The sequence below is a fragment of the Acinetobacter sp. CIP 102637 genome (genome assembly GCF_000368425.1).
Taxonomy (GTDB): Bacteria; Pseudomonadota; Gammaproteobacteria; order Pseudomonadales; family Moraxellaceae; genus Acinetobacter; species Acinetobacter parvus.
This window is the reverse complement of record NZ_KB849434.1, coordinates 67,797-91,901: the sequence shown is the minus strand read 5'-3', so window position 1 is coordinate 91,901 and position 24,105 is coordinate 67,797. Positions and strand designations below refer to the sequence as shown.

The window sequence follows — 24,105 nt, the reverse complement described above, 5'->3', positions numbered from 1 at the left end:
AAAAAAAGGGAGTGGAGTCGTCACAAAAATATGACCAGAGTGCGTTTGACTGTTACCAAAAAAAGCACTTTCTTGCATGCTCTAAGCATACTATGAACAGAAGTGATTTTCTAAGTTTTAAGCGTTATTTTTGAGGATGCTCAGCATGAACAAAAGCCTATGGATCAGTTTATGCATGGTGGCTGCAATTGGACAGGCACATGCATCCACCCGTGGTGCGGAATATAATATTGCCAATGGTTTATCGCCTATTTTAAAAGACCAGTCCATCTCTGTGTTACAGCCTTTTTATGGCAACTTCCGTATTCTTGGTTCTAAAATGTACCAAGATGACGAACAAGCAAAATTTTCTCCGATTGATTATGCCGTGAGTTGGGGTTTGTTTGCCAAGCCCGAGATCGCACGTAAAATCTCAGTAAATCAATATGACCGCTATTTGAATTGGAAAATAGATAAGCTACCTGTTCCTGCAAATCAGGCCATGCAAATGGTGTCGAATATGCACATCATTCCCGCCACTCCCAAGATTGCCCAGCAGATTAAACAGGTAAAGCGCGGTGATTTGGTGCAGCTCAAAGGTGAGCTGGTTGAGGTGCGTGACAAGGAGCTGGTGTGGAAGTCGTCATTGACCCCCACAGATACAGGGGATGGCGCCTGCGAGCTATTCCGTGTGAATTCCATCCAGTGGATTGAGAAGCAGAAGATTTAAATTGGATCTTTCTTAAGATATAGAGGGGCTAAATGCTCCTCTACATCTTTATAGGTTTTATTCGGTTTGCATTTTTGAGTCAGCAGTTTGAGTGCTTTTCCAGTGATGCAACTGGCTTTGTGCATGCAGGTACTGGTTTAACTGATCCACCTGTTTGCCTGTGTCGGTTGTGCCTGAACCAGATAAAGTGCTTTGCTCCAGAGCTTTGGCCTGATTCTGCCAGTAATCCGACAACACACCCTGAATATAGCGACCTTGCTCGGTTTTTAATTCCAGCTCTTTTAGCATCGTCAATGCAGAGTGGATATTATCTTTCTGGCGCTGCTGTTCAAATTCTGGTGTCAGTGTATTGGCCTCTTTCATTTTCGCCAACTCGATTTCCATACTGTCACTCATTGCGGTAAAACGCTGGTCATAATCTTCCAGAATGGCAATGTCATGTCCATCATCAGGCGTGGCGGGGAATTGCTTGATGGGTGTCTGGTTCAGTTCGCCAATTGAATTGTTGACTGAACTGCCTTGCTTTTCATTATTTGGGGCAGGTGGTTGGTCCTTGTTACAGGCACTGAGCAGTAGGGCGGTGCTGAGTACACAGCTTATTGCAAATATTGTTTTGATGTTTGGCATGGTCAACTCGATCTATAATGAATTTGATGTTTTCTGAAAATGATATGCAAAAGTGGTGTAAGGAAAATCTATCTGATCTTGTGTGCTTAGGCCTGTAAAATCAAATACAATTTGTTCAAACCTTGCTTTCAGCTGTTGTTGATGCTGTGCTGACATTGCTGCAATAAAACTGGTGGACAGCAGGCGTTTGCTGACCACCTGCTCAACTGTTCCCCGATGCAGCAACTGAAATGTGTCTAGCCCAATAAACCTAAATAATTCCTGATTTTCAAACACCTGTTTCCATTTTTCACTATGGTAACGTGGGGTGTCCGCCTCAAATGGGGCAATTTCATCCGCCAATGCCCTGACCCAATCTACCTGAATATCGCGTTGATTCCAGACCAGTCCTAGATGTCCTGATGGTTTTAATACACGATGCATTTCAGTCAGTGTTTCAATGTTTGAGAACCAATGGAAAGACTGGGCACAAACCATGGCATCAACCGATTCATTTTGCAAAGGCAGTTGGTCACTGTAAGCCTGTACACATTCAACTGTTCGATGGGTCTGTTGAAGCTGTTGCAGCATTTCCGCCACGGGTTCCACCGCAATCACTTTTGCCTGAGTTTGAATGAGGTAAGGTAAGAATTTGCCAGTCCCAGAACCGAGGTCAATAACAGTGGAACTTTCACCTATCTGGAGGCGATCTTGTAGCCAAATCGCTATTTCTTGCGGGTAACTGGGACGGACCTGCTGATACAGTTCAGCACCTGAACCGAAGCCTTTTGCCGCAGATGGATGTAGGGATTGTGTCATTTTTTGCGCTTTTTAATCTGTCTTATCTCTATAAAATAAGATACTCCGCAATAATGAATTGGCAAAGTCCTCATTTGATGCGTTTTTGATACCCGCCTAGGATCAACTTTTTAGTGTGAGCATGGATAAGCAAATAGTATTTGAAGATGAACATATTCGCGTTATTTTTTTAACAGGTTCAAGTGACACTTTGGTGATTTCTTTTGGTGATCTGATTAGCCGTGCCAAAGGCATGTCGATTAATGCTGAAAAATCATTATTCAAATATCAATACAATGTGATTGGCATTATGCCAAAACAGAAATCTTGGTTTCCTAAAAGCAGCATGCTTGAGATGCAGCGACAGATTCAGCCGATCTTAGTTCAGTTTAAGCAGATTGTGGGTTACGGTGGATCAATGGGGGGCTATGCCGCGATTAAATATTCTAATTTATTGAATATGCATAAAATCGTTGCTTTTGTACCACAATATTCGATAGACCCTGATGTGGTTCATGATCGTCGTTATGCCGAATTTTTTGATGCCGCATTGCATCAGGATATGCAGATTCAGGCGGATGAAGTGGATTCATCTCGTGAATACATCATTGTCTATGATCCATACTATGCAGAAGATAAAGAACATTTCTTAAAAATACAGCCCTTATTACCACATATGCATGTGATTCACTTGCCTTTTACAGGGCATGAAGCACTCTCGGTTTTGGCAAGTTCGCAATTACTCAATGATTTTGTTGAGCAGCCTTTTGACATCACCTATTTCTATAAACGGGTGAGGGAAGTCAAAAAGCAAAGCAAGTTCTACTATCGCTATGTATTAGATGCATTATTGACCAAACATCATCAGGCTTTATTGCGAATCTTGCAAAATAACGATTTTGAATTAGATGAGCGTTATTTTGATGTTGTTCTTAAGCAAAAATTGGTTCAACAGTTATTTAATCTACAACAGGGTACTGAGCAAAATTTACGGAAGTTAGGTATTCATCCGCATTTTATCCAACAGATGGACAGCTCAGTGCCAACCATTCGCACGATTCAAAATACATTGTTGGTTTTTAATTTAGTCAGTTTAAAGCTAGAGGCTTATAACGCTGAAGCAATTCAGGCGAATCAACAATACTTGCTGCCATTGAAAGTCAGTGCGAATGCCGTTGTTGAACTTGAGTTAAATGCAGAATCTTATGTTTTGACGATGAATGATCGTGGGATTCATAAGTTAGTGAAAGTCGGTGAAGCTTTGGCTTTGGATCAGTCTTTATTGATTTTTAAACGCTATCCTGAATTTTATCAACTCAGTTATAAACAACTGAGCTTGAGTTGTGATGCACAGGGGTTAAGTCAGTTTGTTGAAAATAATGTAGAAGAGCAAACTCACCTACATCTTGCTGAATCGTAAGTAAAAAAGCCCTCTACAATCGCAGAGAGCTTTTTAGATTGAATTGAAAAGACTAGTTTGCACCCACTTTGGCATTGGTACCGACATTGGCATTTACCCCGACGTTTTGTGCAAAAATAGAGGCAGAAGCGAGAATACTTGTTGTCAAGATAGCTGTTTTGATCATTTTCTTCATTGCGATTTCCTTAAGCGATGTACCGTTTGGGGGGTACTTCATCAACGCAACTGCATCATAGCGGGCAAAAAAGCCGAAATGTATGGATTTCAGCAAAAATTTACAAGCACATTACAGCTTAAAAACACTCTGGAGAGAAATTATGGAGATGGCAAACTTAGCCACACTGTTCTAAAGCAGTTTGGTTAAAGTGGCTTTTTAACTTCTCAAAGTTCTGTTTTACCTCAGGTTTCTGAATATCAAACACTGTGGTTTTTCGCGTTTTCTGATCTAATACAGGTTTTTCAGTGGTCGCATTGAATAAACGATTCGGCACATATTGATATGTTTCAGAAAAAGCCCGACTCAACTGATTGCCTTTAAATTCCCACGATTCCGTGCTCTGACCACCATCAAAATAACCTGTAAACTGGATCGTGCAATGATCCTTATATTTATTTAAGGATGCGGCATTGGTCTTGGTATCGGGTAGGGCATCAATGTTCTGAACCTGTTGCAGTTGTTGCAAAGGTGGCTTGGTTTGGGTGGATAATGTAGAACATGCAGTGAAACCAATACTACTGATTAAAGAAAGCAAAATGGTTTTAAAAGGCGTAATAGTCATTGTTTCATTCATTCCTGTAAATCTTGTTAAATCGTATTAATTTGATGAAGGTTGGCTCAGTTCAGCACGCTCAATAGGCACATTGCCATCATTGGTTCCAACCACGGCATCTTTGGTGTCCTGCCATTTTTTAGCAGTATATTGTTTGGCTTTTTCGGTTTGTTCCTGAACAATGACTGATTGCTCAGCAGTGTATTCCTTGGTACTTTTCCACTTTTCACTCATTTTCTGAGAGGTGTTTTCAGATGCACCCTGAATTGAGTCACCTAGATTTTGCAAGCCTTTACCTGTTTTATACAGTAATACACGGCCTAAGCTTGGGTTATCTCCATAAGGTAGGCTTGGAGATGATGCTGTACTTGATGCGTTTGTGGTGGTGGAAGTTGTATCGTTTGCCCAGAGAGAAGACGATGCAAGCAGTACGGTGCTTAAACAGAGTGTTTGTAGTTGAGTCATCATCTTTTGTCCTTTAGCAATTTTGAGCAGTCAGAGTTTTATAGCTTATCGCCAAGTTTAAGAAAAGAATGTAGGTGATGTGAAATTGATACAGCGCTTAAACCGTTGTGCTTTGGTGTCCTTTGTATGAATCAGTCGCAAGGATGATGATTTGCCTACTTTTAATATCGCTAAATGTAGGCAAATGTCCTATGCCTTATTTATTCCAATTTTCTTGATAGGTGCGACCTGTCTGAAAGTAATTTGCGACTAAATCAATAAAATGTTTAAAGTCGCTATTTTCTTTCAAAATTCGATTTATCGTTTGCCAGTCGGGTTCTTGTTTGCGTTTGGCAGGAAGTAAAATTTCACTTTCAGTCGGATTTTCTGGAGTGAGTAAAATAACGCCAATACCATGCAAAGCCGAAAGCATTCGCAGCTCCTCTTCAACTTCATTTGTTGATATAGATGTTGCTACGAGGTAGCCCTCATTTGCCCAACTGGAATTACTGACTGCTTGGAAAAAGCTGCTGCGAATATTGGAACTGTTGAGTTCTCTTTTTACTTCAAATGACCACAAACGCACATTTTGACCAGAGCCATGTTTAACACAGCTTTTAACGAGTTCATGCCAGTGTTTATCTAAAGGTTGCATGGCAACAATGTCGGGGTGTAACCATTGATTGCCGTTTTGCCCACGAGAGTTTTTAGAGCGTTTTTCATCAATTCTAAGACAATATAAACCGAGTTCTAATTTTAAAAATTCGATAAGAATAGGGTATAAATCATGTTCAGATAGATTCCCTGATTTAATTAGTGGAGTGGTGATTTCAGCATCTTCAATATTTTCTGTTGAAGTTAATTCTTCATTGGCAAAAGATTCAGAGTGTTCGGCTTGATGATTTGGGTCGTACCAATACACACGAGGTCGAGGTTTATCTTGTACATGAATAAACGGTGATAATTTGATAATGCTATTTTTAATAGCACCAATTTCTGTAAATACTTGGCGAATGAGGTCTTCATCAGTATTGAAGCGTGGATTTTGTCGTTTTTCTACATAATCTTCAGGAAATAAAGTAACAATTCCTTCGGCAATTTCTCGAGCTTTAAATTTTTTTAACGGTGATTGTTTTAAAAGCTCAAATACACGCTGTGGTTGAGAAAGTTTGCTCATTATTGCCTCTAAAAATAAACCCCACTAATTTATAGCAGGGTCTATCATATTCATCAATGACTTAACATTAACCCTGCAATACACTTACATCTGCAATCGCTGTGAATAAATCACGCAACTGAGCGAGTAAACGTAAACGGTTGGCTTTTAACTCTGCATCATCTGCCATAACCATTACACCTTCAAAGAAAGCATCAATTGGCGCGCGAAGAGCAGCAAGCTTAGATAACGCTTCTGTATAGTTACGTGCAGCAAGTAACGGCTGAACCACAGGCGTGAGGGCAGACAACTCTGCATAAAGTGCTTTTTCAGCATTTTCGACTAGATTGGCTTCAACCACAGCACCTTCAGGCGTTGCTTCTTTGGCAAGAATATTGGCAACACGTTTATTCGCCGCAGCCAATGCAGCCGCTTCTGGCAATGTACGGAAATGATTGACCGCAGTTACACGCTTATCAAAATCAAGAGGAGATTTTGGCGCAAGTGCTTGAACGGCTTGAATCACATCAACCGCTACGCCTTGGTCTTCATACTTGGCACGGTAACGACCTTCAAGGAATGCAACTGCATCCGCACGGGTTTTATCGTGATCTTTAATGATGTCGCCATAACCTTGCAAGGCAAAGTTCACCAATTCTTCGATGGTCACATCAAGTTCATTTTCAATGATTAAACGTAAGATACCGATTGCAGAACGGCGTAATGCAAATGGGTCCTTAGAACCTGTTGGCGCTTGACCAATACCGAAAATACCAACCAGTGTATCTAAACGATCTGCAAGGGCAATGGTTGTACCTGTCTTGGTTTGCGGTAAGACATCACCCGCAAATTTAGGTAAGTATTGCTCACCTAAAGCTTCAGCAACTTCGTTATTTTCACCCTCAAGGCGGGCATAGTAAGTGCCTGCAATCCCTTGAAGTTCTGGGAATTCACCCACCAATTCAGAGGTTAAGTCACATTTCGCAAGTAACGCAGCTTTCTCAGCATCGGCTGCATTTGCACCTGTAATTGGTGATAGTGCAACGGCTAATTTAGCAATACGTTCTGATTTGTTCCAAAGCGTACCCAATTGCGCTTGGAATACCATATTCGCGAGTTTTTCTTTACGAGATGCAAGCGGTTGCTTTTGGTCTTGTAAGAAGAAGAATTCTGCATCAGACAAACGAGGACGTACAACTTTCTCATTGCCTTCAATAATTTGAATCGGATCTTTTGACTCAATATTTGAAATGGTAATGAAGTAAGGCTGTAATTTACTTTCAGCATTGATCAAACAGAAATACTTTTGGTTGTCCTGCATCGTGGTAATCAAGGCTTCTTGTGGAACAGCTAAATAACGCTCTTCAAAAGTCGCACGTAAAGCAACTGGCCATTCAACCAGACTTGTCACTTCATCAAGTAAGTCTGCTGGGACAATTGCAATGGCATTGACTTCGTCAGCTAACTTTTTCACTTGATCTTGAATCGTTGATTGACGCTTTTCAAAGTTGGCAACAACATGCGCATTTTCTAATGTTGTTAAGTAGTCGTTTGCATGTGCCAAAACTACAGCTTCAGGCGCATGGAAACGATGACCATAAGTCACATTCCCTGCTTTGTGATCTTGAATGGTTGCGTCAATCACTTGATCATCTTTGAGTAATACCACCCATTTTACTGGACGTACGAATTCAGTACGGCTTGCCGCTGAACGCATACGTTTTGCGATTGGTAAGTTATCCAATGCAGTTTGTAAAATTTGTGGCAGTAAAACATCAAGACTTTGACCTTTGACATCTTTCAAGAAACATACTTTTTCAACTTTACCTGCTTGGAACGTCGAAAGTTGATCAACCGTGATACCTTGACCGCGCATAAAGCCTTCAAGTGCTTTGGTCGGTTTGCCTTCAGCATCATAAGCCGCTTGTACAGCAGGGCCGTCAAAACGTTTTTGTGTATCTGCTTGAGCCGCATCGATATCAACAATTTTGAGCGCTAAACGACGTGGTGCAGCATAAGCTTCGATAGCAGCGAAGTTTAAGCCTGCATCTTTTAAGCCTTTTTCAGTTTCTGCTTTGAGTGCGTCACGTAAGGTTTTTAAGCTTTTCGGTGGAAGTTCTTCACAACCTAATTCAAATAATACGGTATGTTTCATTCTGTTATCCTTAAAATTAATTGAATGCGTTTAGTTAATTAACCTAAGTTTGCATTCTGAATACCAGGAATACCCATTGAATTGGCTTTAGAAGCTTCAACAGATTCGGCTTGCGCTTTGAGTTGAGCCAATACTTCATCACGCAAATGCGGTTCTGCCATTGGGAAACCAAGTTTCGCGCGCGCAGCCACATAACTTTGTGCAATTGAACGCGCCAAAGTACGTACACGTAAAATATAACGTTGACGTTCAGTTACCGAAATTGCGCCACGTGCATCCAACAAGTTAAAGCAATGTGATGCTTTAATCACTTGCTCATAGGCAGGGAGTGGCAGTTCAGCTTCCATTAAGCGAGTTGCTTCCGCTTCATAGAAATCGAATAATTCAAACATTTTTTCAACATTGGCATATTCAAAGTTATAAGTCGATTGCTCAACTTCATTTTGATGGAATACGTCACCGTAAGTCACAGTGCCAAATTGGCCTTTAGTCCAAACCAGATCGTAAACCGAGTCAACACCTTGCAGGTACATCGCAAGACGTTCTAAACCGTATGTGATTTCACCTGTTACTGGGTAACATTCAACACCACCGACTTGCTGGAAGTAAGTGAACTGAGTCACTTCCATACCATTTAACCAAACTTCCCAACCTAAGCCCCAAGCGCCTAGTGTTGGAGATTCCCAGTTGTCTTCTACGAAGCGAATATCGTGAGTCAGTGTATCGATGCCGATCGCTTTTAACGAATCAAGATAAAGCTGTTGGATATTGTCTGGGTTTGGCTTAAGTACCACTTGGAACTGATAATAGTGTTGTAAGCGGTTTGGGTTCTCACCATAACGACCATCTTTCGGACGACGTGAAGGTTGAACATAAGCCGCGTTCCAAGTTTCTGGGCCTAATGCGCGTAAGAAAGTTGCAGTGTGAAATGTCCCTGCGCCCATTTCCATATCATATGGTTGTAATACGACGCAGCCTTGCTCCGCCCAATAGTTTTGTAGGGCAAGAATTAAGCCCTGAAATGTATCAATATGCGATATAGCACGACTCATGGTGCATCCACTGGAATCAAACAAAAATTGTGCTTAAGTATAAGGATTTTCGGGTGCAGTGCAAAGGATTCAAGCGTTTCAGCGACAAGTTCTGATAATAAATTATTTAAACGCTTTTTTTTAATTTTCGAGTTAGGGCTTGTTGAGAATTAACAAAGGCTACTGATTAATTTATAATAGTACTATGGATAGATACATACTTACTGATGCCCAATGGGCAAAAATGGAACCTTTTTGCCTAGGTAAAGTGACCGATCGAGGTCGTAGTGGAAAAGATAATCGATTATTTTTAGAAGCAGTCCTATGGATTGCCCGTACAGGCAGTCCATGGCGTGATCTACCTGCTCATTTTGGTAAATGGAATACCGTCTTTAAAAGATACCGTGACTGGGTGAAAGCTGGTGTATTTGAAACTATTTTTGCATCTGTAAATGAAGATGTTGATTTGGAATACGCCATGATTGATGGAACGATTGTTAAAGTTCATCGACATGGGCAAGGTGCAAAAGGGGGACTTTCAAACAGTCTATAGGTAAATCTCGAGGTGGAATGACCTGTAAAATTCTTGCCTTAGTGGATAGTCTAGGCAACCTCATTAAGTTTCGATTAATGCCTGGTCAATATCACGATTTAGTAGAAACCAAACCTTTAATTGAAGATGTTGATTTTCAAGCATTACTGGCTGATAAAGCATTTGATGCAGATTGGCTCATCCAAGAGCTCAATGAACGTAAAGTGAAAGTGGTGATCCCACCCAAATCTAATCGAAAAGTAATGAGAGCATTTGATACGACTATGTATAAATGGCGTGATCTCATTGAAAACTATTTCTGTAAGTTAAAAGAATTTAAACGTATAGCGATGCGTAGTTGTAAAACAGATACGAGTTTTGAAGCCATGATTCAATTGTGCGCGAGTGTAATTAACTCTCTGTAATTCTCAACAGACCCTAGACTAATTTAGACAAAATATATGTATTTTTATGGTAAAAGTATAAATTGCAAAAAAATTTCTCTTTTATTCTTTTTAAATACTTTTTAAAAGCTTTTGTGTATTTTAAGAAAATCGTTGTAATCCTTTAAGTTCCACCACCCAACTAAACATGTAATAATATAAAAAATAACTTTGAGAATAACCTGATGCCCTATGTTCAAGCAATAGAGTTGATACAAGACGAGCGGGATCAACTAGAACATTTAGCCAAACATGCAAAGCATTGGCGAGAAAGGCAACGCTCACAAACCATATTGTGGTGGCTTTGTTGCATAAATATTTTGCAAAATACTGATTTCCAAGGTTTTTCCTAGAATTTTAATAAAAATAAATATAATAAAATCATAGTGTTAGCTATTTGTGCAACAAAGCCTATTGTGGTTGTCACAAGGTAAAACAGTGAAAGAAATTGCCGTATTACATGGAGTAAAGGAAGAAACAATTCGTACTCACCGCAGAAACTGGCGACACCATAAAATAGAAGCGATTTGGGAGGGTAAGCGTTCTGGACATCCACGAATATTACAAGCTGTACATCAGGCACAGATTTTATCGTGGATTGATAGCGACACTTTAAACTCAGAACAAATCAGACAGCGATTATATGAACAATATCAAATCGAAATTTGTCAGGAAACGCTAAGACGATTCCTCAGAGCATCAGGTATCGTTTATAAACGAACACGCCACAGCTTGAAAAAAAAGATGCTCTGAACGTTATGCACAAGCAGAACAAGACATAGCCCAATTAAGACAACAGGCAGCACAGGGTGAGATTATATTGGGCTATGTTGATGAAACAGGAATTTGCTCTACCCCTGATAATCGCTATGCATGGACAATAAAAGGACAGGTTCATCAAGTCACAGCGATTCGCTCCAAACGAGTCAATATCATAGGAGCCTTATTATCGACAGGACATTTTGTCACAGCATGTTTACAGGAATCTGTTACAGGTGAGTATTTTTATGCTTATGTGATGGGTGTTGCCAAACAGATCAAAGAGAAATACAACATCCCCCTCACTTTGATTGTGGATAATGCTTCTATCCATAAAAGCAAAAAAATGCAGGCATGGCGTGATTTACTGGAACAAGATTTCAATGTGAGGCTATATTTTCTTCCACCTTATAGCCCTGAACTAAATCGTATAGAAATGTTATGGCGATCAATGAAATATCAATGGCGTGAATTTAAATGGATGCCTACGGATGAGATTGTACAATGGGTAAATGGTATCTCAAGGGGTTTTGGAAATAAATACTTGTTTACTTTTTAGGAGTGACTTACAACCGTAGCTTTTTTTTATTCTAATTGAAGCTTTTGACGACTGAGCTGTTGTTGAAGCGCAGCGATCATATCCGCACGACTAATAATGCCAATCAAATGTTGATTTTCCACGACAGGAATATAATTAAAAGATTTCTCTACAAAATAAGGTACTAAATCCTGAATTGGCTGTGATGGCTCCACAGTGACGACACGGCGACTCATAATCTGTCTCACATAATGCTGCCATGAATTTCTTGGATCAGTGGCACCCTTAAACCATTCCACCACCTCATATAAGGCCAGCGTTCCAACCAGTTCTTCCCCCGCATTGACGACAGGCAGACTCATGAGATTAACTTGCTTGAACTTCTCTAAGGCCTGATGAATATCATCATCTTCATGTAGCTTGATGACATCCCGACTCATAATATCCTCACAGACAAAGTAACTATTCAGGCGTTCGCTTGCGTGTTCCTGTGCTTCCAGAATGATTTTTTCCAGATCATATTGGCTGATGTCGAGCAACTCGGTGTATTGCTCCAGGGCATATTCAATATCCTTGGGTTGAATCGAGACTTTCTGTGTTGGGGTCGGGTCTTTGGAACGCTCATTGACATGCGCAGTAATGGGATAATGCCGCCCAATTAAACGGTTAAAAAATACCGCAAATAGCAACAGTAAAATCGAGTTCAATAGCACGGGATACAGTACAAAATGAAATCCTAGACGATGGACTGCCTCACCACCCAAAACTGCGGTAATCGCCACTGCCCCACTCGGTGGATGCAAGGAGTCTGTAGTCATCATCATAAAAATAGCAAACCCAACCGCCACGCTAAATGCGCTGGTCAGATCAGGCAAATATTGAGTACAGGCCACCCCAATAATCCCTGCCAGCGTATTTCCAACAACCACATTCCAGGGTTGTGCCAGTGGACTGTTGGGAACCGCGAATAGAAGCACTGACGATGCACCCATCGGTGCGATATACCATGCATTCATACCGCCCAATACATACCAACTAATTAAAGACGATATTGCCAAACCGCAAAGCGCACCAAATCCTGAAAGTAAACGTTCTTTCAAAGGTAATATTTTGTAATTCGGTTTTAAGAAATTTAGCCAGTCTGATTGGGTAAAGCTCACAATGCACCTTGCTGGAATAGTGTTGTTTCATTGGTTGCAGCAGTATACGCCGACTCAGACTGAAGATGTATTTAAATTACAGTTTTAAATAATAACGAAAACTTATCAAGGTCAATTTAAATACTCCTCCAATTGCTCCAATCGCTCTGCATATTTTTGCATGGGGCAAAACTCATACATCGGCGAACCGATATAAGCACCAGCATTACGGCACTCTTGATCGACAAAATTTTTCCAGAGCTGTTGTGATTTCATAATGTCCTGATAGCGTTCAGGCTGCTTGTATTCCTGACTCTGTTTTTTTATTTGATCCAATAACTGCACAATCTGCTTTGCATATACAGTTTTGGTTCTGGTGCTACAGATCTCCACCACAGCATTATTAATATTCCCCAGTTTTAGCTGTTGAATGGTGTCATCGATACATTCGCTATAAGGATCTATCGCTTTATCTTGCGTTTTGGCAAATACCGAAGTATTCAAACAAGCCATGATCAGTACCGCTGTTTTTAAGACTAATTTAGTCATGAATGTGCTCTTTTGTTATGTTGGTATTTTTAAAATAATAATCAAAAAAATGCCTTAAACATATTTTTCATTGAGATAACGCCAATAGCGTTTAGGTAAATATTGCACATGCAATTTCACATTCTGACGTTCTTTAATGTTGATACTATTAAAATAATCTTTCCAAAGCTGATCGTATAATTCTTCTTGTTCATCTAATTCTAATTGGAAATTTTGACTGGCACCATTTTCGATATTACGGTCAATCTGATTGGCTTCTAAAGAAACCTCGTGAATCTCTTTTAAATCATAATACAGACCATATTTGCGTTGTTCGTCATAAATGAGCCAACGTTGATCTTGATAACGACGCTTAAAATGCGGCTGTATCAAAGGTAATACATTAAAATCAGGTCGAACTAAACTTAAAAATAAACCATCTGTAGTTTTCTTAAACCGCACAAAAGCTTCCATACGATGCTTTTCGCGCCCGACCTTTTTCGTCCATTGCGAAATCGCTAAAACACTGGGATGAGAGTAATTTTTTTCGACTGAATGTTGATGCCGAAAAACATAGATACAGTAATTAAATAAATGCTGATAGGCATCCAACGATTCCGACAAATAAGCAAAATAAAATTGTCTCAGAGATGAATGCGAAAGTTTCTGCTGTAAAGCTGACCAAACACGTGCTGCATGTTGCTCGTGATTTGGAATTTCAACTACAGTGGCAAATAAACCATGCTGTGCACCTTGGTTTAAACACAGTTGCACGTGAAACTCTTTGAATTGAAAAGCACGAAATACGCAGTTGAGTAAACCGACCATAGAGCCATCAAAGTAGTAATAAACCACCGCATCACTGAGCATGTTTAAAATCCTAAACTCAATTGCGGTGACAGTTGTTTAACGTATTTAGATGAACCCTGCGTTAATATTTGCTGACGAATATCAGTCGTAGAAAGTTCCTTTTGAAACCGTGGACTGTCTTCACAGCGAATAAAAAACTGGGCACGTGAATACGCCACACCGAGTTGCTTCAATAAATCAGTATGTATCTTGCCAAAACGACGCGCTTGCACGATTTTCTTGGCTGACTTTACGCCGATGCCTGGTACACGAAGGATCATGCGATAGTCAGCACGATTTAAATCCACTGGAAACTGCTCGGGATGACGCAACGCCCAACTCAGTTTGGGGTCTACATCCAAATCTAAATGTGGGTGTTTTTCATTGACGATTTCATTGACTTCAAAACCATAAAAACGCATCAACCAATCACTTTGATAAAGCCGATTTTCCCTTAATAAAGGCGGCGCCGAACCGACCGCTGGTAAATAGTTATTTTCTGTGTTGATTGGAATATAACCTGAGAAATATACCCGTTTCAGTTTAAATTCCTTGTAATGTCGATCTGCCATCACAAGTACGTCTTGATCAGTTTCCTGATGTGCGCCGACCACCATTTGCGTGGTCTGTCCTGCGGGTACATATTTCGGCACATGCTTGATGATCTGGCGTTCTTCCTTGAGCTGAATCAGTCGATCTCGCACTAGCCCCAAGTCTTTTTGTACTTCTTGATGTGATTTTTCAGGGGCAAACGCTTTTAATCCGATCTCAGTTGGCATTTCCAGATTAATGCTCATACGATCCGCATAAAGCCCTGCTTCATGAATCAGTTCGGGCGATGCACCTGGAATAGTTTTGAGATGAATATAGCCATTAAAATTTTCTTCGAGACGTAGCTTTTTCACCACTTGAAGCATCCGTTCCATCGTATAGTCGGCGGATTTAAAAATTCCTGAGCTAAGGAATAATCCCTCTATATAATTACGACGATAGAAATTAATGGTCAGGTCAACCACTTCCTGCACGGTAAATGCAGCACGTTTGACATCATTAGAACGGCGTGACACACAATAAGCACAATCAAAAATACAGACATTAGTGAACAAGATTTTCAGTAAAGAAACACAACGACCATCTTCGGTATAACTATGGCAAATCCCTGCCCGACTGGCATCGCCTAAACCTTTGTCTTTATTTTTACGGTCACTACCACTGGAGGAACAGGACACATCATATTTAGCTGCATCGGCAAGAATTTGTAATTTTTCACGAATGCGATCAGACATATCAAACACCTCTGTGACAACATCATTTCAAAGCTAACATTTCATGATTTGAAAATTAAGATCGATAAAGATGTTATGCGTCATGAGGTGACGTTTATGTGAATGGTCTTCCATTCAGAACTTTGCCAACTGGGAAAATATGTCGGCTATTGGGTCCGTTTTGAATTAGGGTCTGTTGAGAATTATCGAGAGTTAATTACACTCGCGCACAATTGAATCATGGCTTCAAAACTCGTATCTGTTTTACAACTACGCATCGCTATACGTTTAAATTCTTTTAACTTACAGAAATAGTTTTCAATGAGATGACGCCATTTATACATAGTCGTATCAAATGCTCTTATTACTTTTCGATTAGATTTGGGTGGGATCACCACTTTCACTTTACGTTCATTGAGTTCTTGGATGAGCCAATCTGCATCAAATGCTTTATCAGCCAGTAATGCTTGAAAATCAATATCTTCAATTAAAGGTTTAGTTTCTACTAAATCGTGATATTGACCAGGCATTAATCGAAACTTAATGAGGTTGCCTAGACTATCCACTAAGGCAAGAATTTTACAGGTCATTCCACCTCGAGATTTACCTATAGACTGTTTGAAAGTCCCCCTTTTGCACCTTGCCCATGTCGATGAACTTTAACAATCGTTCCATCAATCATGGCGTATTCCAAATCAACATCTTCATTTACAGATGCAAAAATAGTTTCAAATACACCAGCTTTCACCCAGTCACGGTATCTTTTAAAGACGGTATTCCATTTACCAAAATGAGCAGGTAGATCACGCCATGGACTGCCTGTACGGGCAATCCATAGGACTGCTTCTAAAAATAATCGATTATCTTTTCCACTACGACCTCGATCGGTCACTTTACCTAGGCAAAAAGGTTCCATTTTTGCCCATTGGGCATCAGTAAGTATGTATCTATCCATAGTACTATTATAAATTAATCAGTAGCCTTTGTTAATTCTCAACAAGCCCTAGTAGGAGGTTCTGTTGCTAAATTATCAGAAATCTCTAACGCTAACTGGTTAGATGCTCTGCCTAAGAATTGTGACACTAAAAAATATTGGTATGCCAATAGCATTGAACTCAATAAGAGCTAAGAAATTCATGGCAGCATTATGTGAGACAGATTATGAGTCGCCGTGTCGTCACTGTGGAGCCATCACAGCCAATTCAGGATTTAGTACCTTATTTTGTAGAGAAATCTTTTAATTATATTCCTGTCGTGGAAAATCAACATTTGATTGGCATTATTAGTCGTGCGGATATGATCCCAGCATTACAGCAACTCCCCAACCAGCAATATGTTTTAACCTGATTCAGGCAAAAAAAAGCTACGGTTGTATTAGGGGTAAATCAACCGTAGCGACCAAACTAAAAAATAAGATTAACGTTTGATTCCTTGATCTTCATACACTGTTTTAACAGGTTGGTTGTAACCTTGTACATGCTCAACCCGATTCGCCTGTCTTTTTGGAATGACTAACCACATGATTAAATACACCAAAATACCTGGGAAAGCGGCGCTCATGAGTGAAATCACCACAAAGATCAGGCGTAACAAGTTTGCATTCCAACCAAAACGTTCCGCAATACCGCCCATTACACCAGCGATCATGCTTTGTTGGTTTGAGCGGTATAAACCAGAATTGGCCATTTAATTTTTCTCCAAAAATATTTGATACAGCAACGGAATGAGACTTCATTCATGATAAATCGCTGTTAATAATGAGATAGGGATGAACTGGTTTTTTTAAAGTTTAAACAGATGGGAGAATCGTTACGGTGTGTAAAAGGCTGATGGAAAAAACGACAGTATCGCCTAAAATGCACCGACTTAAAGCATATGGCTTGGGTTAATCGAAATTTCGCTCTTATCAAAATACTCCACGAATGGACTTTTGGAGGCATATAACAAAACGGTTCAATCGTTTTGATCTTTCCAAAAAGTTTATTTATTGGAATGGTGAGGTGAAATGGTCACGATATCGATGTTAGAGATTTATGGATATGCAGTTCAGGTTATTCTTATCGTGGTTTAGCGTAGGTGCTCTCTTGAGCTTTGGGTTGAGTGCCTGTGATAGCCATCACCCTGAATCCGCTAAACAACAGGCCCAGACGCAACCGAGTCATGAAATCATGGAATCAGACCCGCAGCAGGGGATGTCATTAACCCAGGTTGCTGGACAGGTCACCCTGCCTCGTCCTGTGACACACAAGCATACACCGACTAAGCTGTCTGAAACTGAACTGGCCTATGTGGGGCGTTATCATGCGCGTATTCCATGTACCGATGCTTTCGCGGGTTGTGTCAATAAAGAGAAAGAAGCGGAATATATTATGAACTTGCTGGAGGATGGCTCTGTCTACTGGACCAATACCAGTTTCGGTCGCCTGGGTTCAGATTTATCGCGTAATGTTGCCAAAATTGAGCAAACCTGTAAGCAGGTGCAGTGGCATGTTGAGCCAGTGGAAAAAGAGATTGTGGTGCGCTGTGCTGCCGCTGACGTGAATTTATATTACCAGATCAATCAGGATCAGAGTCTTGTGATGGATCTGGATAAAATCTGGAATGGGGATCAGGGGCGCAACCGCAAGTTTTTTAAAGAATATCCATTTCCCAAGAAAGCCTATGTTTTTGAAAAGGCGGAATAAAAAATTGAGAATAAAAAAAGAGCGCATCAAGCGCTCTTTTTTGTCAGCCCCGATTAGTAATCAAAGCTGAAGTGTTCTGGTGCAAGTGAAGTCAAGGTACGTGAAGTCGAAACCATTGATTCTGCATGACCTTGCGCACGTGGCAAAAAACGGTCAAAGTAGAATTCAGCAACCTTGATTTTTGCTTTATAGAATTCAGGAGTTTCAGCACCGTTGCCTGCTTCCAGTTTTTCAGAAGCAACCACTGCCTGTTGAGCCCAGAAATAAGCCATCATCACATAACCAGAGAACATCAAGAAATCATTAGAAGCAGAAGATACGATGTCACGGTCTTTACGAGCTGCAAGCATGATGCGAACAGTTAATGTGTTCCATTGAGCGCAAAGCTTCGTTAAGTCCCAAGCGAAACGACGTAAATGCTTGTTACGCGCATGCGTAGCGCAGAATTTCAAGATTTCAGCAGTATAGTCACGAACGACTTTACCTTTTGAACTTAAAAGAACTTTACGACCTAATAAGTCAAGTGCTTGGACACCCGTTGTACCTTCATATAATGTTGAGATACGTGCATCACGTGCGATTTGTTCCATACCCCATTCTTTGATGAAACCATGACCACCATATACTTGGATCCCATGGTTTGCAGCTTCCAAACCTAGTTCAGTCAAGAAACCTTTAAGAATCGGGGTATAGAAACCTAGTTTGTCATCAGCAGCTTCATAAGCAGCTTGGTCGCCATTTACAAGAGCATCAGTCATTTTGTCAGCAAGTTTTGCAGCATGATAGATCATTGCGCGACCGCCTTCTGCAACCGCTTTTTGAGTTAAAAGCATGCGGCGAACATCTGCGTGGTGAATAATTGCATCAGCTACACGCTCAGGCTCTTTCTTACCAGAAAGGGCACGCATAGACATACGATCTTTCGCATAAGGTAACGCACCTTGGAAAGAAAGTTCAGCATGTGCAATACCTTGAATCGCTGTACCAATACGAGCAGTGTTCATGAACGTAAACATTGCATGTAAACCTTTGTTGATTTCACCAATGAGGTAACCAGTAGCGTTATCGAAGTTCAATACAGCAGTTGCTGAAGCACGGATACCCATTTTGTGTTCGATTGAACCACAAGAAACGGTATTGCGCTCACCTACACCGCCGTCAGCAGTCGGGATGAATTTCGGTACGATGAATAAAGAAATACCACGAGTACCTGCAGGTGCATCTGGAAGACGCGCAAGTACGATATGAATGATATTGTCTGTTAAATCGTGTTCACCTGCAGAGATGAAGATTTTAGTACCAGAGATTTTATAAGTACCATCAGCAGCAGCTTCTGCCTTGGTTTTCACCTGCCCCAAGTCTGTACCACATTGAGGTTCAGTTAAGCACATTGTGCCAGACCAAGTACCTTCAACCAGTTTAGGCATATAGGTATTTTTTTGCTCATCAGTACCGAATTGCATGATGGTGTTCATACAACCTGTACTTAAACCTGGGTACATGGTGAATGACCAGTTTGCAGTACCCATCATTTCAGACTTGACGAGGTTTAAAGACATTGGCAGGCCTTGACCACCAAACTCTTCAGGGTAGGAAAGACCTTGCCAGCCACCCATGACGAACTGGTCATACGCTTCCTTGAAGCCTTTAGGTGTGGTGACTTCACCATTGTTAAAGGTACAGCCTTCTTCATCACCTGACTGGTTCAGTGGAGAAAGTACGTTTTCGCAGTAATCTGCCGCACCTTCAAGAATCATATCAACTGTATCTTTATCTGCATTTTGACCGCTTGTCAAAGTTTGGTAATGTGCTGGATAATCGAACACTTCATTCATTAAGAAGCGAACATCACGGAGCGGGGCTTTATAAGCTGGCATAATCTTAATCCTGTATTTGAATCGTTTTGGATTATCTGTTTCGATACTTTGATTATTCACAATGGTGATAAAAATACATTGATAAACACTATGGAAAAAAATGTCAGAAAAGCGAATTGATCAGGCGTTAGGCGCGTAAAAAAGTCATCTTCGCACTGGTGTTTGAAACTCATTTTAAATATGAAAATGATTAAATTTACAGCTGTAAATATAATAATATAAAGGGTGTTTGGTAAAACTATGCGTTTAAAATATTTAACTTTATGTATATTGGGGTTTAGTCTTTCTGCATGTTCCCAGCATGTCATTAAAACCAATTCTGCTACTGCAAACCTTGAACAGAAAGCCATTAACAGCATCAATGCGATGTATGAATATCCCAGCTATGACTACCGTGGAAAATTTAATGTCCATGTTGATCTGGACCAAAATAAAACCGTAGGCAAAGATGACAAGGCCGTTCTGGATGCCAATGTAAAGCAAAAGGTCGATCAATATCTGCGCGAACAGAAAGTCAACCTGAACACTGCACAGAAGCAGGCTTTATATGAAACCCTTGCCCAACAGCCAAAACAGTTTGGCGGCAGCAAGGCGGACAAGTTTACCCGTGTCAGGCCAATATTCTGGGACAGGTTTATGTGGATGCACGCAAAAACCAGCTGTCTGAGAAGTCAATCAAGAACTTAAAGGCTGAACATAATGAGTTTATTGATTATGAAATCTTTAAGGATGTTTACCAGAAAATGCTGAGCAGCAAATAATTTAATCCCCAAAAAAAGAACCTGCGCAATAGGCAGGTTCTTTTTGCCGAATTTTACTGAGTGATTATAAAAAATCTTTGAGTTCAGGTTTTACTCCATTCCAGATTGAAAAGGCCTCAATTGCCTGTCCAACCAGCATGCCAAAGCCATCGGTGGATGGAACCTGACGAGCTTGAGCCTGATCCAGAAAACTGGAGGATTTGCCATAGGCCATTTCATAGGCATGATGGAAAAGTAGGGTTTCTGGCAGTTGTAACGTATCACCTGTTAAGCTGGCTGACGTTGCATTCATCACAACATCAAACTCACCAGAAAGTTGATCCAGCCCTATCGCCTGTAATTCTGCCTGTGGTACAGCCTCTTTTAAATCTTCAACCAGTTGTTGTGCACGGGCTAAAGTACGGTTGGCAATCACGATTTGTTTTGCACCTGCCTGTACCAGTGGATAGATCACACCACGAGTCGCACCGCCAGCCCCTAAAATCAGAATGCGACTGTTGGTAAGATTCCAGCCCAAAGCCTGAATGGCGGCAACCAAACCCTGACCATCGGTATTGTCGCCAAAAAGTTTGCCATCCTGCATCCATAAGGTATTCACGGCTTTGGCAATTCTGGCGCGTTCGGTCAGTTGATCACATAAGACAAATGCCTGTTCTTTAAACGGAACAGTCACATTCATTCCAGCACCGCCTTGCGCAAAAAAATCCTTTGCAGTATTTTCAAAGCCATCCAGCGGGGCAAGAATTTTTTTATAGTTTAAATCAACACCTGTTTTGGCTGCAAAAGCATGATGTAATTCTGGTGAGCGGGATTGTTCAATTGGATTTCCAATTACAGCAAATTGTTTGGTCATGATAAATGTTTAGATGAGATAGCTATTGAACGAGTGTATAAATATGTGGATGTTGCTGCAAGATTATTGCATATGATGAATTAAAAACTGCTCTGCGGTCATTACAGGAATGGACGCAAGTTTAAAATCATTAAGATTTCGGGTAATAATCATTTCACATTGTGCCTGTTTTGCTGCCTGATATAAGACCGCATCTTCAAAGTCACTAAAATTGGATAGAACAGCTTGTTCAATCACTATTTGATTCACTGCTGCAATTTGAAAGAGTTGTAAAATGAGTTTTAGGTAATGTTGAGCTGCATTTTTATCCAATGATTTTGCCAAAAGATAAAATACTGTAGTAATTGTTGTTGCAGATAAATATCCCTCTATCTCCTGTTGTTCAACTTTGCTCATCAGTTGGCTAGCCGATGTATAAAAAGGTTCACGCTTTAATAGGACATCCAAAACAATATTGGTATCAAATAGTACTTTCATTGATATTTTTTCTCTAAAGCATCGTAATATTCTGTTTTTACATCTGTTACATCATGCTCTTTCAAAATTCCACTGAGTTGTTGAGTAATGCTAGGCAGTGGTGAGTGTTCAACTTGCTGTTGTATTTTTTGAAGTTGTAAAAAATATTCTGCGACTAACTGAGAAACAGAAGTGTGATGAAGTTTGGCATACTGCTTGGCATGTTCTATCAATTCATCATTGAGTCTTAAAGTCAACTTTGTATTCATTATTTGCCCTATTGACGTACTTATTTTTAATAATTGTACGTCATTTTGGTTGAAATGCAAATTATGCTACAAAAAAATCCCCGACTTTATGTCAGGGATGATCTATTTTACTTTTGCAAACCCAACCAGTCTCTTGGTTTTAAATAATAATCAGTGAGACGTTTTTCAGGTGAGTTTTCATCCCATTCAGGACGATACGACCAGCCTGCAAGATTAGGTAAACTGACCAAGATCGATTCAATTCGTCCACCTGTTTGTAAACCAAACAAGGTGCCACGATCATAAACCAGATTGTATTCAACATAACGACCACGACGATACAACTGGAACTCGCGTTGAGCTTCGGTATATGGCTGCTCACGATGCTTTTCAAAAATTGGCAGGATTGCTGCTAAATAACCATTACCAACAGCCTGCATATATTGAAAACAGGTTTCAAAATCCCATTGATTGAGATCATCAAAGAACAAACCACCCACGCCACGCTGTTCATCACGGTGTTTTAAATAGAAATAATCATCACACCATTGTTTATGCTCGGCATAAACATTTTCACCAAATGGCTGACATAAGTCATAGGCAGTTTGATGCCAGTCTAAAATATCCTGATCATCTGGATAGAACGGGGTTAAGTCAAAACCACCGCCAAACCACCACACTGGGTCCTGTCCCTCAGGTTCAGCCACAAATAAACGGACATTGGCATGGGAGGTTGGAATATTTGGATTTTTTGGATGAATGACCAGTGACACACCCAAAGCCTGCGCCTTTGCGCCCGCAATCTGCGGATGGCGTTCCGTTGCAGAAGCAGGCAGCTTGCTGATATTGATGTGGGAAAACATGACCCCACCTTTTTCAATCACTGCACCATTTTGCAGAACACGGGAACGACCACCACCGCCTTCGGTTCGTTGCCAATCATCAATGATAAACTCAGCGGTTCCACCGCCTGCACGTTCCTGTTGTTCTAATCCTGCACAAATCCGTGCCTGTAGGTCGAGTAAAAACTCACGAACACGGTGAATATCAGCTGAAGTTGGATGCTGCATGATGATCCTCTTAAAGTGATCTGGGAATTGCTTATATCAAAACATAAAATCCATAAAAAAAGTAAGGGATTTTTGCCTTTTACCATAAAAATCGCTTAATTGCCTTATTTTTAAACATTTTGCAAAAATGAATCAGAAGTCATCTTTTTTATATAGGTGATCCATCCGTTCACGTTTAGTTTTTAGATAATGTTCATTGAATGGATTACGGCCCACTGTAAGTGGAACACGCTCCACTACATTAATGCCAAGATCAGTCAATGCCTTTAATTTTAAAGGATTGTTGGTGATCAACTTCACTTCTTTGACTTGCAGATGATCCAGCATAATGCTGCACATATCGTAACGGCGGGCATCGGCAGGCAAATTTAACAACAGGTTGGCATCGACTGTATCATGCCCCTGATCCTGTAGGGCATAGGCACGAATTTTATTGGTCAAGCCAATCCCACGACCTTCCTGACGCAAATATAAAATCACACCCTGACCCGCTTCATTGATCATTCGTTGTGTGGCTTGTAACTGAGGTCCACAGTCGCACTTCAATGAGGCAAAGGCATCACCAGTCAAACATTCAGAATGGATACGCACGAGTACGGGCTGATTTGGTGCAGTTTCTAGTCCTTTGGAAAGCGCCACATGCTCTTCGCCCGTTGCTGGGTCTTGAAACACGGAAATATTGAAGTCACCAAAAGCAGTTGGTAGCCTTGATGTTGCAACAAATTCAATTGGCACAGAACGCTCACTATCATAATAAGAAACAGTCAAAGTATAGCTGAATGTGTGAAGATTGCGTGAATTGGAATTTCTGATTTTTCACATAAGTTTTTCTTTTTCATACAAAGCACACAATAATGGTTGATAAACAGTGACATAATTCAGGATAATCTGCCAGCCAGTCCCTAAGACTGGCATGAGAATGTTTAGCACGACATCATTTGCCCATGTGGCTGATTGAAGGTAGATCATATTTAATTGTATGATTGCCCCCATTTAACCCAGCTTCGGATTTGC

25 protein-coding genes and 3 pseudogenes are annotated in these 24,105 nt (G+C 40.5%); 8 read left to right on the top strand and 20 right to left on the bottom strand.

What is annotated here, in order from left to right:
• Positions 1 to 175: 175 nt before the first annotated feature.
• Positions 176 to 709 (top strand): hypothetical protein, encoded by a 534-nt coding sequence (locus F967_RS00790; RefSeq protein WP_392389537.1) that lies wholly within the window; start codon positions 176 to 178, stop codon positions 707 to 709.
• A gap of 57 nt (positions 710 to 766) precedes the next feature.
• On the opposite strand, the gene F967_RS00785 is transcribed toward F967_RS00790, so the two are convergent.
• Positions 767 to 1,336 (bottom strand): hypothetical protein, encoded by a 570-nt coding sequence (locus F967_RS00785; protein WP_004797595.1) that lies wholly within the window; start codon positions 1,334 to 1,336, stop codon positions 767 to 769.
• Positions 1,337 to 1,348: 12 nt separating this feature from the next.
• Entirely contained in the window at positions 1,349 to 2,134 is a 786-nt protein-coding gene (locus F967_RS00780) for a class I SAM-dependent methyltransferase (RefSeq protein WP_004797594.1), read from the bottom strand.
• A 121-nt stretch (positions 2,135 to 2,255) separates the two neighbouring features.
• Here F967_RS00780 and F967_RS00775 point away from each other — a divergent pair, with 121 nt between their 5' ends.
• Complete coding sequence (locus F967_RS00775) at positions 2,256 to 3,533, top strand: hypothetical protein (RefSeq protein ID WP_004797592.1); 1,278 nt, start codon at positions 2,256 to 2,258, stop codon at positions 3,531 to 3,533.
• Positions 3,534 to 3,585: 52 nt separating this feature from the next.
• On the opposite strand, the gene F967_RS14255 is transcribed toward F967_RS00775, so the two are convergent.
• From F967_RS14255 to glyQ, 6 genes are all read right to left on the bottom strand, one after another.
• Complete coding sequence (locus F967_RS14255; protein WP_155756460.1) at positions 3,586 to 3,750, bottom strand: hypothetical protein; 165 nt, start codon at positions 3,748 to 3,750, stop codon at positions 3,586 to 3,588.
• 115 nt (positions 3,751 to 3,865) lie between these two features.
• Positions 3,866 to 4,312 (bottom strand): hypothetical protein, encoded by a 447-nt coding sequence (locus F967_RS00770; protein ID WP_004760588.1) that lies wholly within the window; start codon positions 4,310 to 4,312, stop codon positions 3,866 to 3,868.
• Between the two features lie 36 nt (positions 4,313 to 4,348).
• Entirely contained in the window at positions 4,349 to 4,771 is a 423-nt protein-coding gene (locus F967_RS00765; protein ID WP_004760590.1) for a hypothetical protein, read from the bottom strand.
• A gap of 193 nt (positions 4,772 to 4,964) precedes the next feature.
• Positions 4,965 to 5,924 carry a COG2958 family protein gene (locus F967_RS00760; RefSeq protein WP_004760591.1) on the bottom strand — a complete coding sequence of 320 codons (960 nt, stop codon included), beginning with the start codon at positions 5,922 to 5,924 and terminating at the stop codon, positions 4,965 to 4,967.
• 67 nt (positions 5,925 to 5,991) lie between these two features.
• Positions 5,992 to 8,058 carry a glycine--tRNA ligase subunit beta gene (gene glyS, locus F967_RS00755; RefSeq protein ID WP_004797590.1) on the bottom strand — a complete coding sequence of 689 codons (2,067 nt, stop codon included), beginning with the start codon at positions 8,056 to 8,058 and terminating at the stop codon, positions 5,992 to 5,994.
• A 38-nt stretch (positions 8,059 to 8,096) separates the two neighbouring features.
• Positions 8,097 to 9,110 (bottom strand): glycine--tRNA ligase subunit alpha, encoded by a 1,014-nt coding sequence (gene glyQ / locus F967_RS00750; protein ID WP_004797588.1) that lies wholly within the window; start codon positions 9,108 to 9,110, stop codon positions 8,097 to 8,099.
• 184 nt (positions 9,111 to 9,294) lie between these two features.
• Here glyQ and F967_RS13415 point away from each other — a divergent pair.
• The 3 genes from F967_RS13415 (at position 9,295) to F967_RS00735 (ending at position 11,382) form a co-directional block, all read left to right on the top strand.
• Positions 9,295 to 10,046, top strand: a protein-coding gene (locus F967_RS13415) for an IS5 family transposase (RefSeq protein ID WP_155756386.1) whose coding sequence is annotated in 2 segments (ribosomal slippage) — positions 9,295 to 9,631 and positions 9,631 to 10,046 — 753 coding nt in all. Because the reading frame shifts where the segments join, the coding sequence is not laid out codon by codon here.
• Between the two features lie 417 nt (positions 10,047 to 10,463).
• Entirely contained in the window at positions 10,464 to 10,817 is a 354-nt protein-coding gene (locus tag F967_RS13410) for a helix-turn-helix domain-containing protein (RefSeq protein ID WP_004797585.1), read from the top strand.
• A 67-nt stretch (positions 10,818 to 10,884) separates the two neighbouring features.
• Entirely contained in the window at positions 10,885 to 11,382 is a 498-nt protein-coding gene (locus tag F967_RS00735; RefSeq protein ID WP_004678910.1) for an IS630 family transposase, read from the top strand.
• A gap of 26 nt (positions 11,383 to 11,408) precedes the next feature.
• Here the strand turns inward: F967_RS00735 and F967_RS00730 are convergent, their stop codons facing one another.
• From F967_RS00730 to F967_RS13405, 5 genes and pseudogenes are all read right to left on the bottom strand, one after another.
• Positions 11,409 to 12,521 (bottom strand): HPP family protein, encoded by a 1,113-nt coding sequence (locus F967_RS00730; protein WP_004797583.1) that lies wholly within the window; start codon positions 12,519 to 12,521, stop codon positions 11,409 to 11,411.
• A gap of 111 nt (positions 12,522 to 12,632) precedes the next feature.
• Positions 12,633 to 13,049, bottom strand: a complete 417-nt coding sequence (locus tag F967_RS00725) for a lysozyme inhibitor LprI family protein (protein ID WP_004797581.1) — start codon at positions 13,047 to 13,049, stop codon at positions 12,633 to 12,635.
• A gap of 54 nt (positions 13,050 to 13,103) precedes the next feature.
• Positions 13,104 to 13,898, bottom strand: a complete 795-nt coding sequence (locus F967_RS00720; protein WP_004797578.1) for a TIGR03915 family putative DNA repair protein — start codon at positions 13,896 to 13,898, stop codon at positions 13,104 to 13,106.
• A 2-nt stretch (positions 13,899 to 13,900) separates the two neighbouring features.
• Positions 13,901 to 15,163 (bottom strand): putative DNA modification/repair radical SAM protein, encoded by a 1,263-nt coding sequence (locus tag F967_RS00715; RefSeq protein ID WP_004797577.1) that lies wholly within the window; start codon positions 15,161 to 15,163, stop codon positions 13,901 to 13,903.
• Positions 15,164 to 15,345: 182 nt separating this feature from the next.
• Positions 15,346 to 16,058: pseudogene (locus F967_RS13405) on the bottom strand (IS5 family transposase).
• 212 nt (positions 16,059 to 16,270) lie between these two features.
• Between F967_RS13405 and F967_RS00700 the strand changes: the two are divergent.
• Positions 16,271 to 16,489, top strand: a pseudogene (locus tag F967_RS00700) (CBS domain-containing protein); the annotation flags it as partial.
• Between the two features lie 69 nt (positions 16,490 to 16,558).
• On the opposite strand, the gene F967_RS00695 reads toward F967_RS00700, so the two are convergent.
• Positions 16,559 to 16,828: a PspC domain-containing protein gene (locus tag F967_RS00695; RefSeq protein ID WP_004797570.1), complete on the bottom strand. Its 270-nt coding sequence runs from the start codon at positions 16,826 to 16,828 to the stop codon at positions 16,559 to 16,561.
• 353 nt (positions 16,829 to 17,181) lie between these two features.
• Here F967_RS00695 and F967_RS00690 point away from each other — a divergent pair, with 353 nt between their 5' ends.
• A complete protein-coding gene (locus tag F967_RS00690) occupies positions 17,182 to 17,826 on the top strand; it encodes a hypothetical protein (RefSeq protein ID WP_004797569.1) in 645 nt (214 codons plus the stop codon).
• Between the two features lie 53 nt (positions 17,827 to 17,879).
• Here F967_RS00690 and F967_RS00685 read toward each other — a convergent pair whose 3' ends face one another.
• Positions 17,880 to 19,703, bottom strand: coding sequence for an acyl-CoA dehydrogenase C-terminal domain-containing protein (locus F967_RS00685; RefSeq protein ID WP_004797567.1), 1,824 nt, complete (start codon positions 19,701 to 19,703; stop codon positions 17,880 to 17,882).
• Positions 19,704 to 19,943: 240 nt separating this feature from the next.
• Between F967_RS00685 and F967_RS00680 the strand changes: the two are divergent.
• A pseudogene (locus tag F967_RS00680) lies at positions 19,944 to 20,315 on the top strand (hypothetical protein); the annotation flags it as partial.
• A 213-nt stretch (positions 20,316 to 20,528) separates the two neighbouring features.
• On the opposite strand, the gene aroE reads toward F967_RS00680, so the two are convergent.
• From aroE to ribA, 5 genes are all read right to left on the bottom strand, one after another.
• A complete protein-coding gene (aroE, locus tag F967_RS00675; RefSeq protein WP_004797563.1) occupies positions 20,529 to 21,317 on the bottom strand; it encodes a shikimate dehydrogenase in 789 nt (262 codons plus the stop codon).
• A 63-nt stretch (positions 21,318 to 21,380) separates the two neighbouring features.
• Entirely contained in the window at positions 21,381 to 21,794 is a 414-nt protein-coding gene (locus tag F967_RS00670; RefSeq protein ID WP_004760606.1) for a PIN domain-containing protein, read from the bottom strand.
• Entirely contained in the window at positions 21,791 to 22,042 is a 252-nt protein-coding gene (locus tag F967_RS00665; protein ID WP_004757067.1) for a DUF6364 family protein, read from the bottom strand. The genes F967_RS00670 and F967_RS00665 overlap by 4 nt, the downstream gene beginning before the upstream one ends.
• A 107-nt stretch (positions 22,043 to 22,149) precedes the next feature.
• Positions 22,150 to 23,091 carry an oxygen-dependent coproporphyrinogen oxidase gene (gene hemF / locus F967_RS00660; RefSeq protein WP_004797561.1) on the bottom strand — a complete coding sequence of 314 codons (942 nt, stop codon included), beginning with the start codon at positions 23,089 to 23,091 and terminating at the stop codon, positions 22,150 to 22,152.
• Between the two features lie 132 nt (positions 23,092 to 23,223).
• On the bottom strand, positions 23,224 to 23,826 hold the full coding sequence (gene ribA / locus F967_RS00655) for a GTP cyclohydrolase II (RefSeq protein WP_004797558.1): 603 nt from the start codon (positions 23,824 to 23,826) through the stop codon (positions 23,224 to 23,226).
• Positions 23,827 to 24,105: the final 279 nt, after the last annotated feature.

Coding starts and splice junctions, on each gene's coding strand:
- F967_RS00665 (WP_004757067.1), bottom strand. CDS start 22,042: ATGAATACAAAGTTGACTTTAAGACTCAATGATGAATTGATAGAACAT.
- F967_RS00770 (WP_004760588.1), bottom strand. CDS start 4,312: ATGACTATTACGCCTTTTAAAACCATTTTGCTTTCTTTAATCAGTAGT.
- F967_RS00720 (WP_004797578.1), bottom strand. CDS start 13,898: ATGCTCAGTGATGCGGTGGTTTATTACTACTTTGATGGCTCTATGGTC.
- glyQ (WP_004797588.1), bottom strand. CDS start 9,110: ATGAGTCGTGCTATATCGCATATTGATACATTTCAGGGCTTAATTCTT.
- F967_RS00785 (WP_004797595.1), bottom strand. CDS start 1,336: ATGCCAAACATCAAAACAATATTTGCAATAAGCTGTGTACTCAGCACC.
- F967_RS00760 (WP_004760591.1), bottom strand. CDS start 5,924: ATGAGCAAACTTTCTCAACCACAGCGTGTATTTGAGCTTTTAAAACAA.
- F967_RS00715 (WP_004797577.1), bottom strand. CDS start 15,163: ATGTCTGATCGCATTCGTGAAAAATTACAAATTCTTGCCGATGCAGCT.
- F967_RS00695 (WP_004797570.1), bottom strand. CDS start 16,828: ATGGCCAATTCTGGTTTATACCGCTCAAACCAACAAAGCATGATCGCT.
- hemF (WP_004797561.1), bottom strand. CDS start 23,091: ATGCAGCATCCAACTTCAGCTGATATTCACCGTGTTCGTGAGTTTTTA.
- F967_RS00725 (WP_004797581.1), bottom strand. CDS start 13,049: ATGACTAAATTAGTCTTAAAAACAGCGGTACTGATCATGGCTTGTTTG.
- F967_RS00765 (WP_004760590.1), bottom strand. CDS start 4,771: ATGATGACTCAACTACAAACACTCTGTTTAAGCACCGTACTGCTTGCA.
- F967_RS00690 (WP_004797569.1), top strand. CDS start 17,182: ATGCAGTTCAGGTTATTCTTATCGTGGTTTAGCGTAGGTGCTCTCTTG.
- F967_RS14255 (WP_155756460.1), bottom strand. CDS start 3,750: ATGAAGTACCCCCCAAACGGTACATCGCTTAAGGAAATCGCAATGAAG.
- F967_RS00685 (WP_004797567.1), bottom strand. CDS start 19,703: ATGCCAGCTTATAAAGCCCCGCTCCGTGATGTTCGCTTCTTAATGAAT.
- glyS (WP_004797590.1), bottom strand. CDS start 8,058: ATGAAACATACCGTATTATTTGAATTAGGTTGTGAAGAACTTCCACCG.
- F967_RS00780 (WP_004797594.1), bottom strand. CDS start 2,134: ATGACACAATCCCTACATCCATCTGCGGCAAAAGGCTTCGGTTCAGGT.
- F967_RS00790 (WP_392389537.1), top strand. CDS start 176: ATGGTGGCTGCAATTGGACAGGCACATGCATCCACCCGTGGTGCGGAA.
- aroE (WP_004797563.1), bottom strand. CDS start 21,317: ATGACCAAACAATTTGCTGTAATTGGAAATCCAATTGAACAATCCCGC.
- F967_RS00775 (WP_004797592.1), top strand. CDS start 2,256: ATGGATAAGCAAATAGTATTTGAAGATGAACATATTCGCGTTATTTTT.
- F967_RS00670 (WP_004760606.1), bottom strand. CDS start 21,794: ATGAAAGTACTATTTGATACCAATATTGTTTTGGATGTCCTATTAAAG.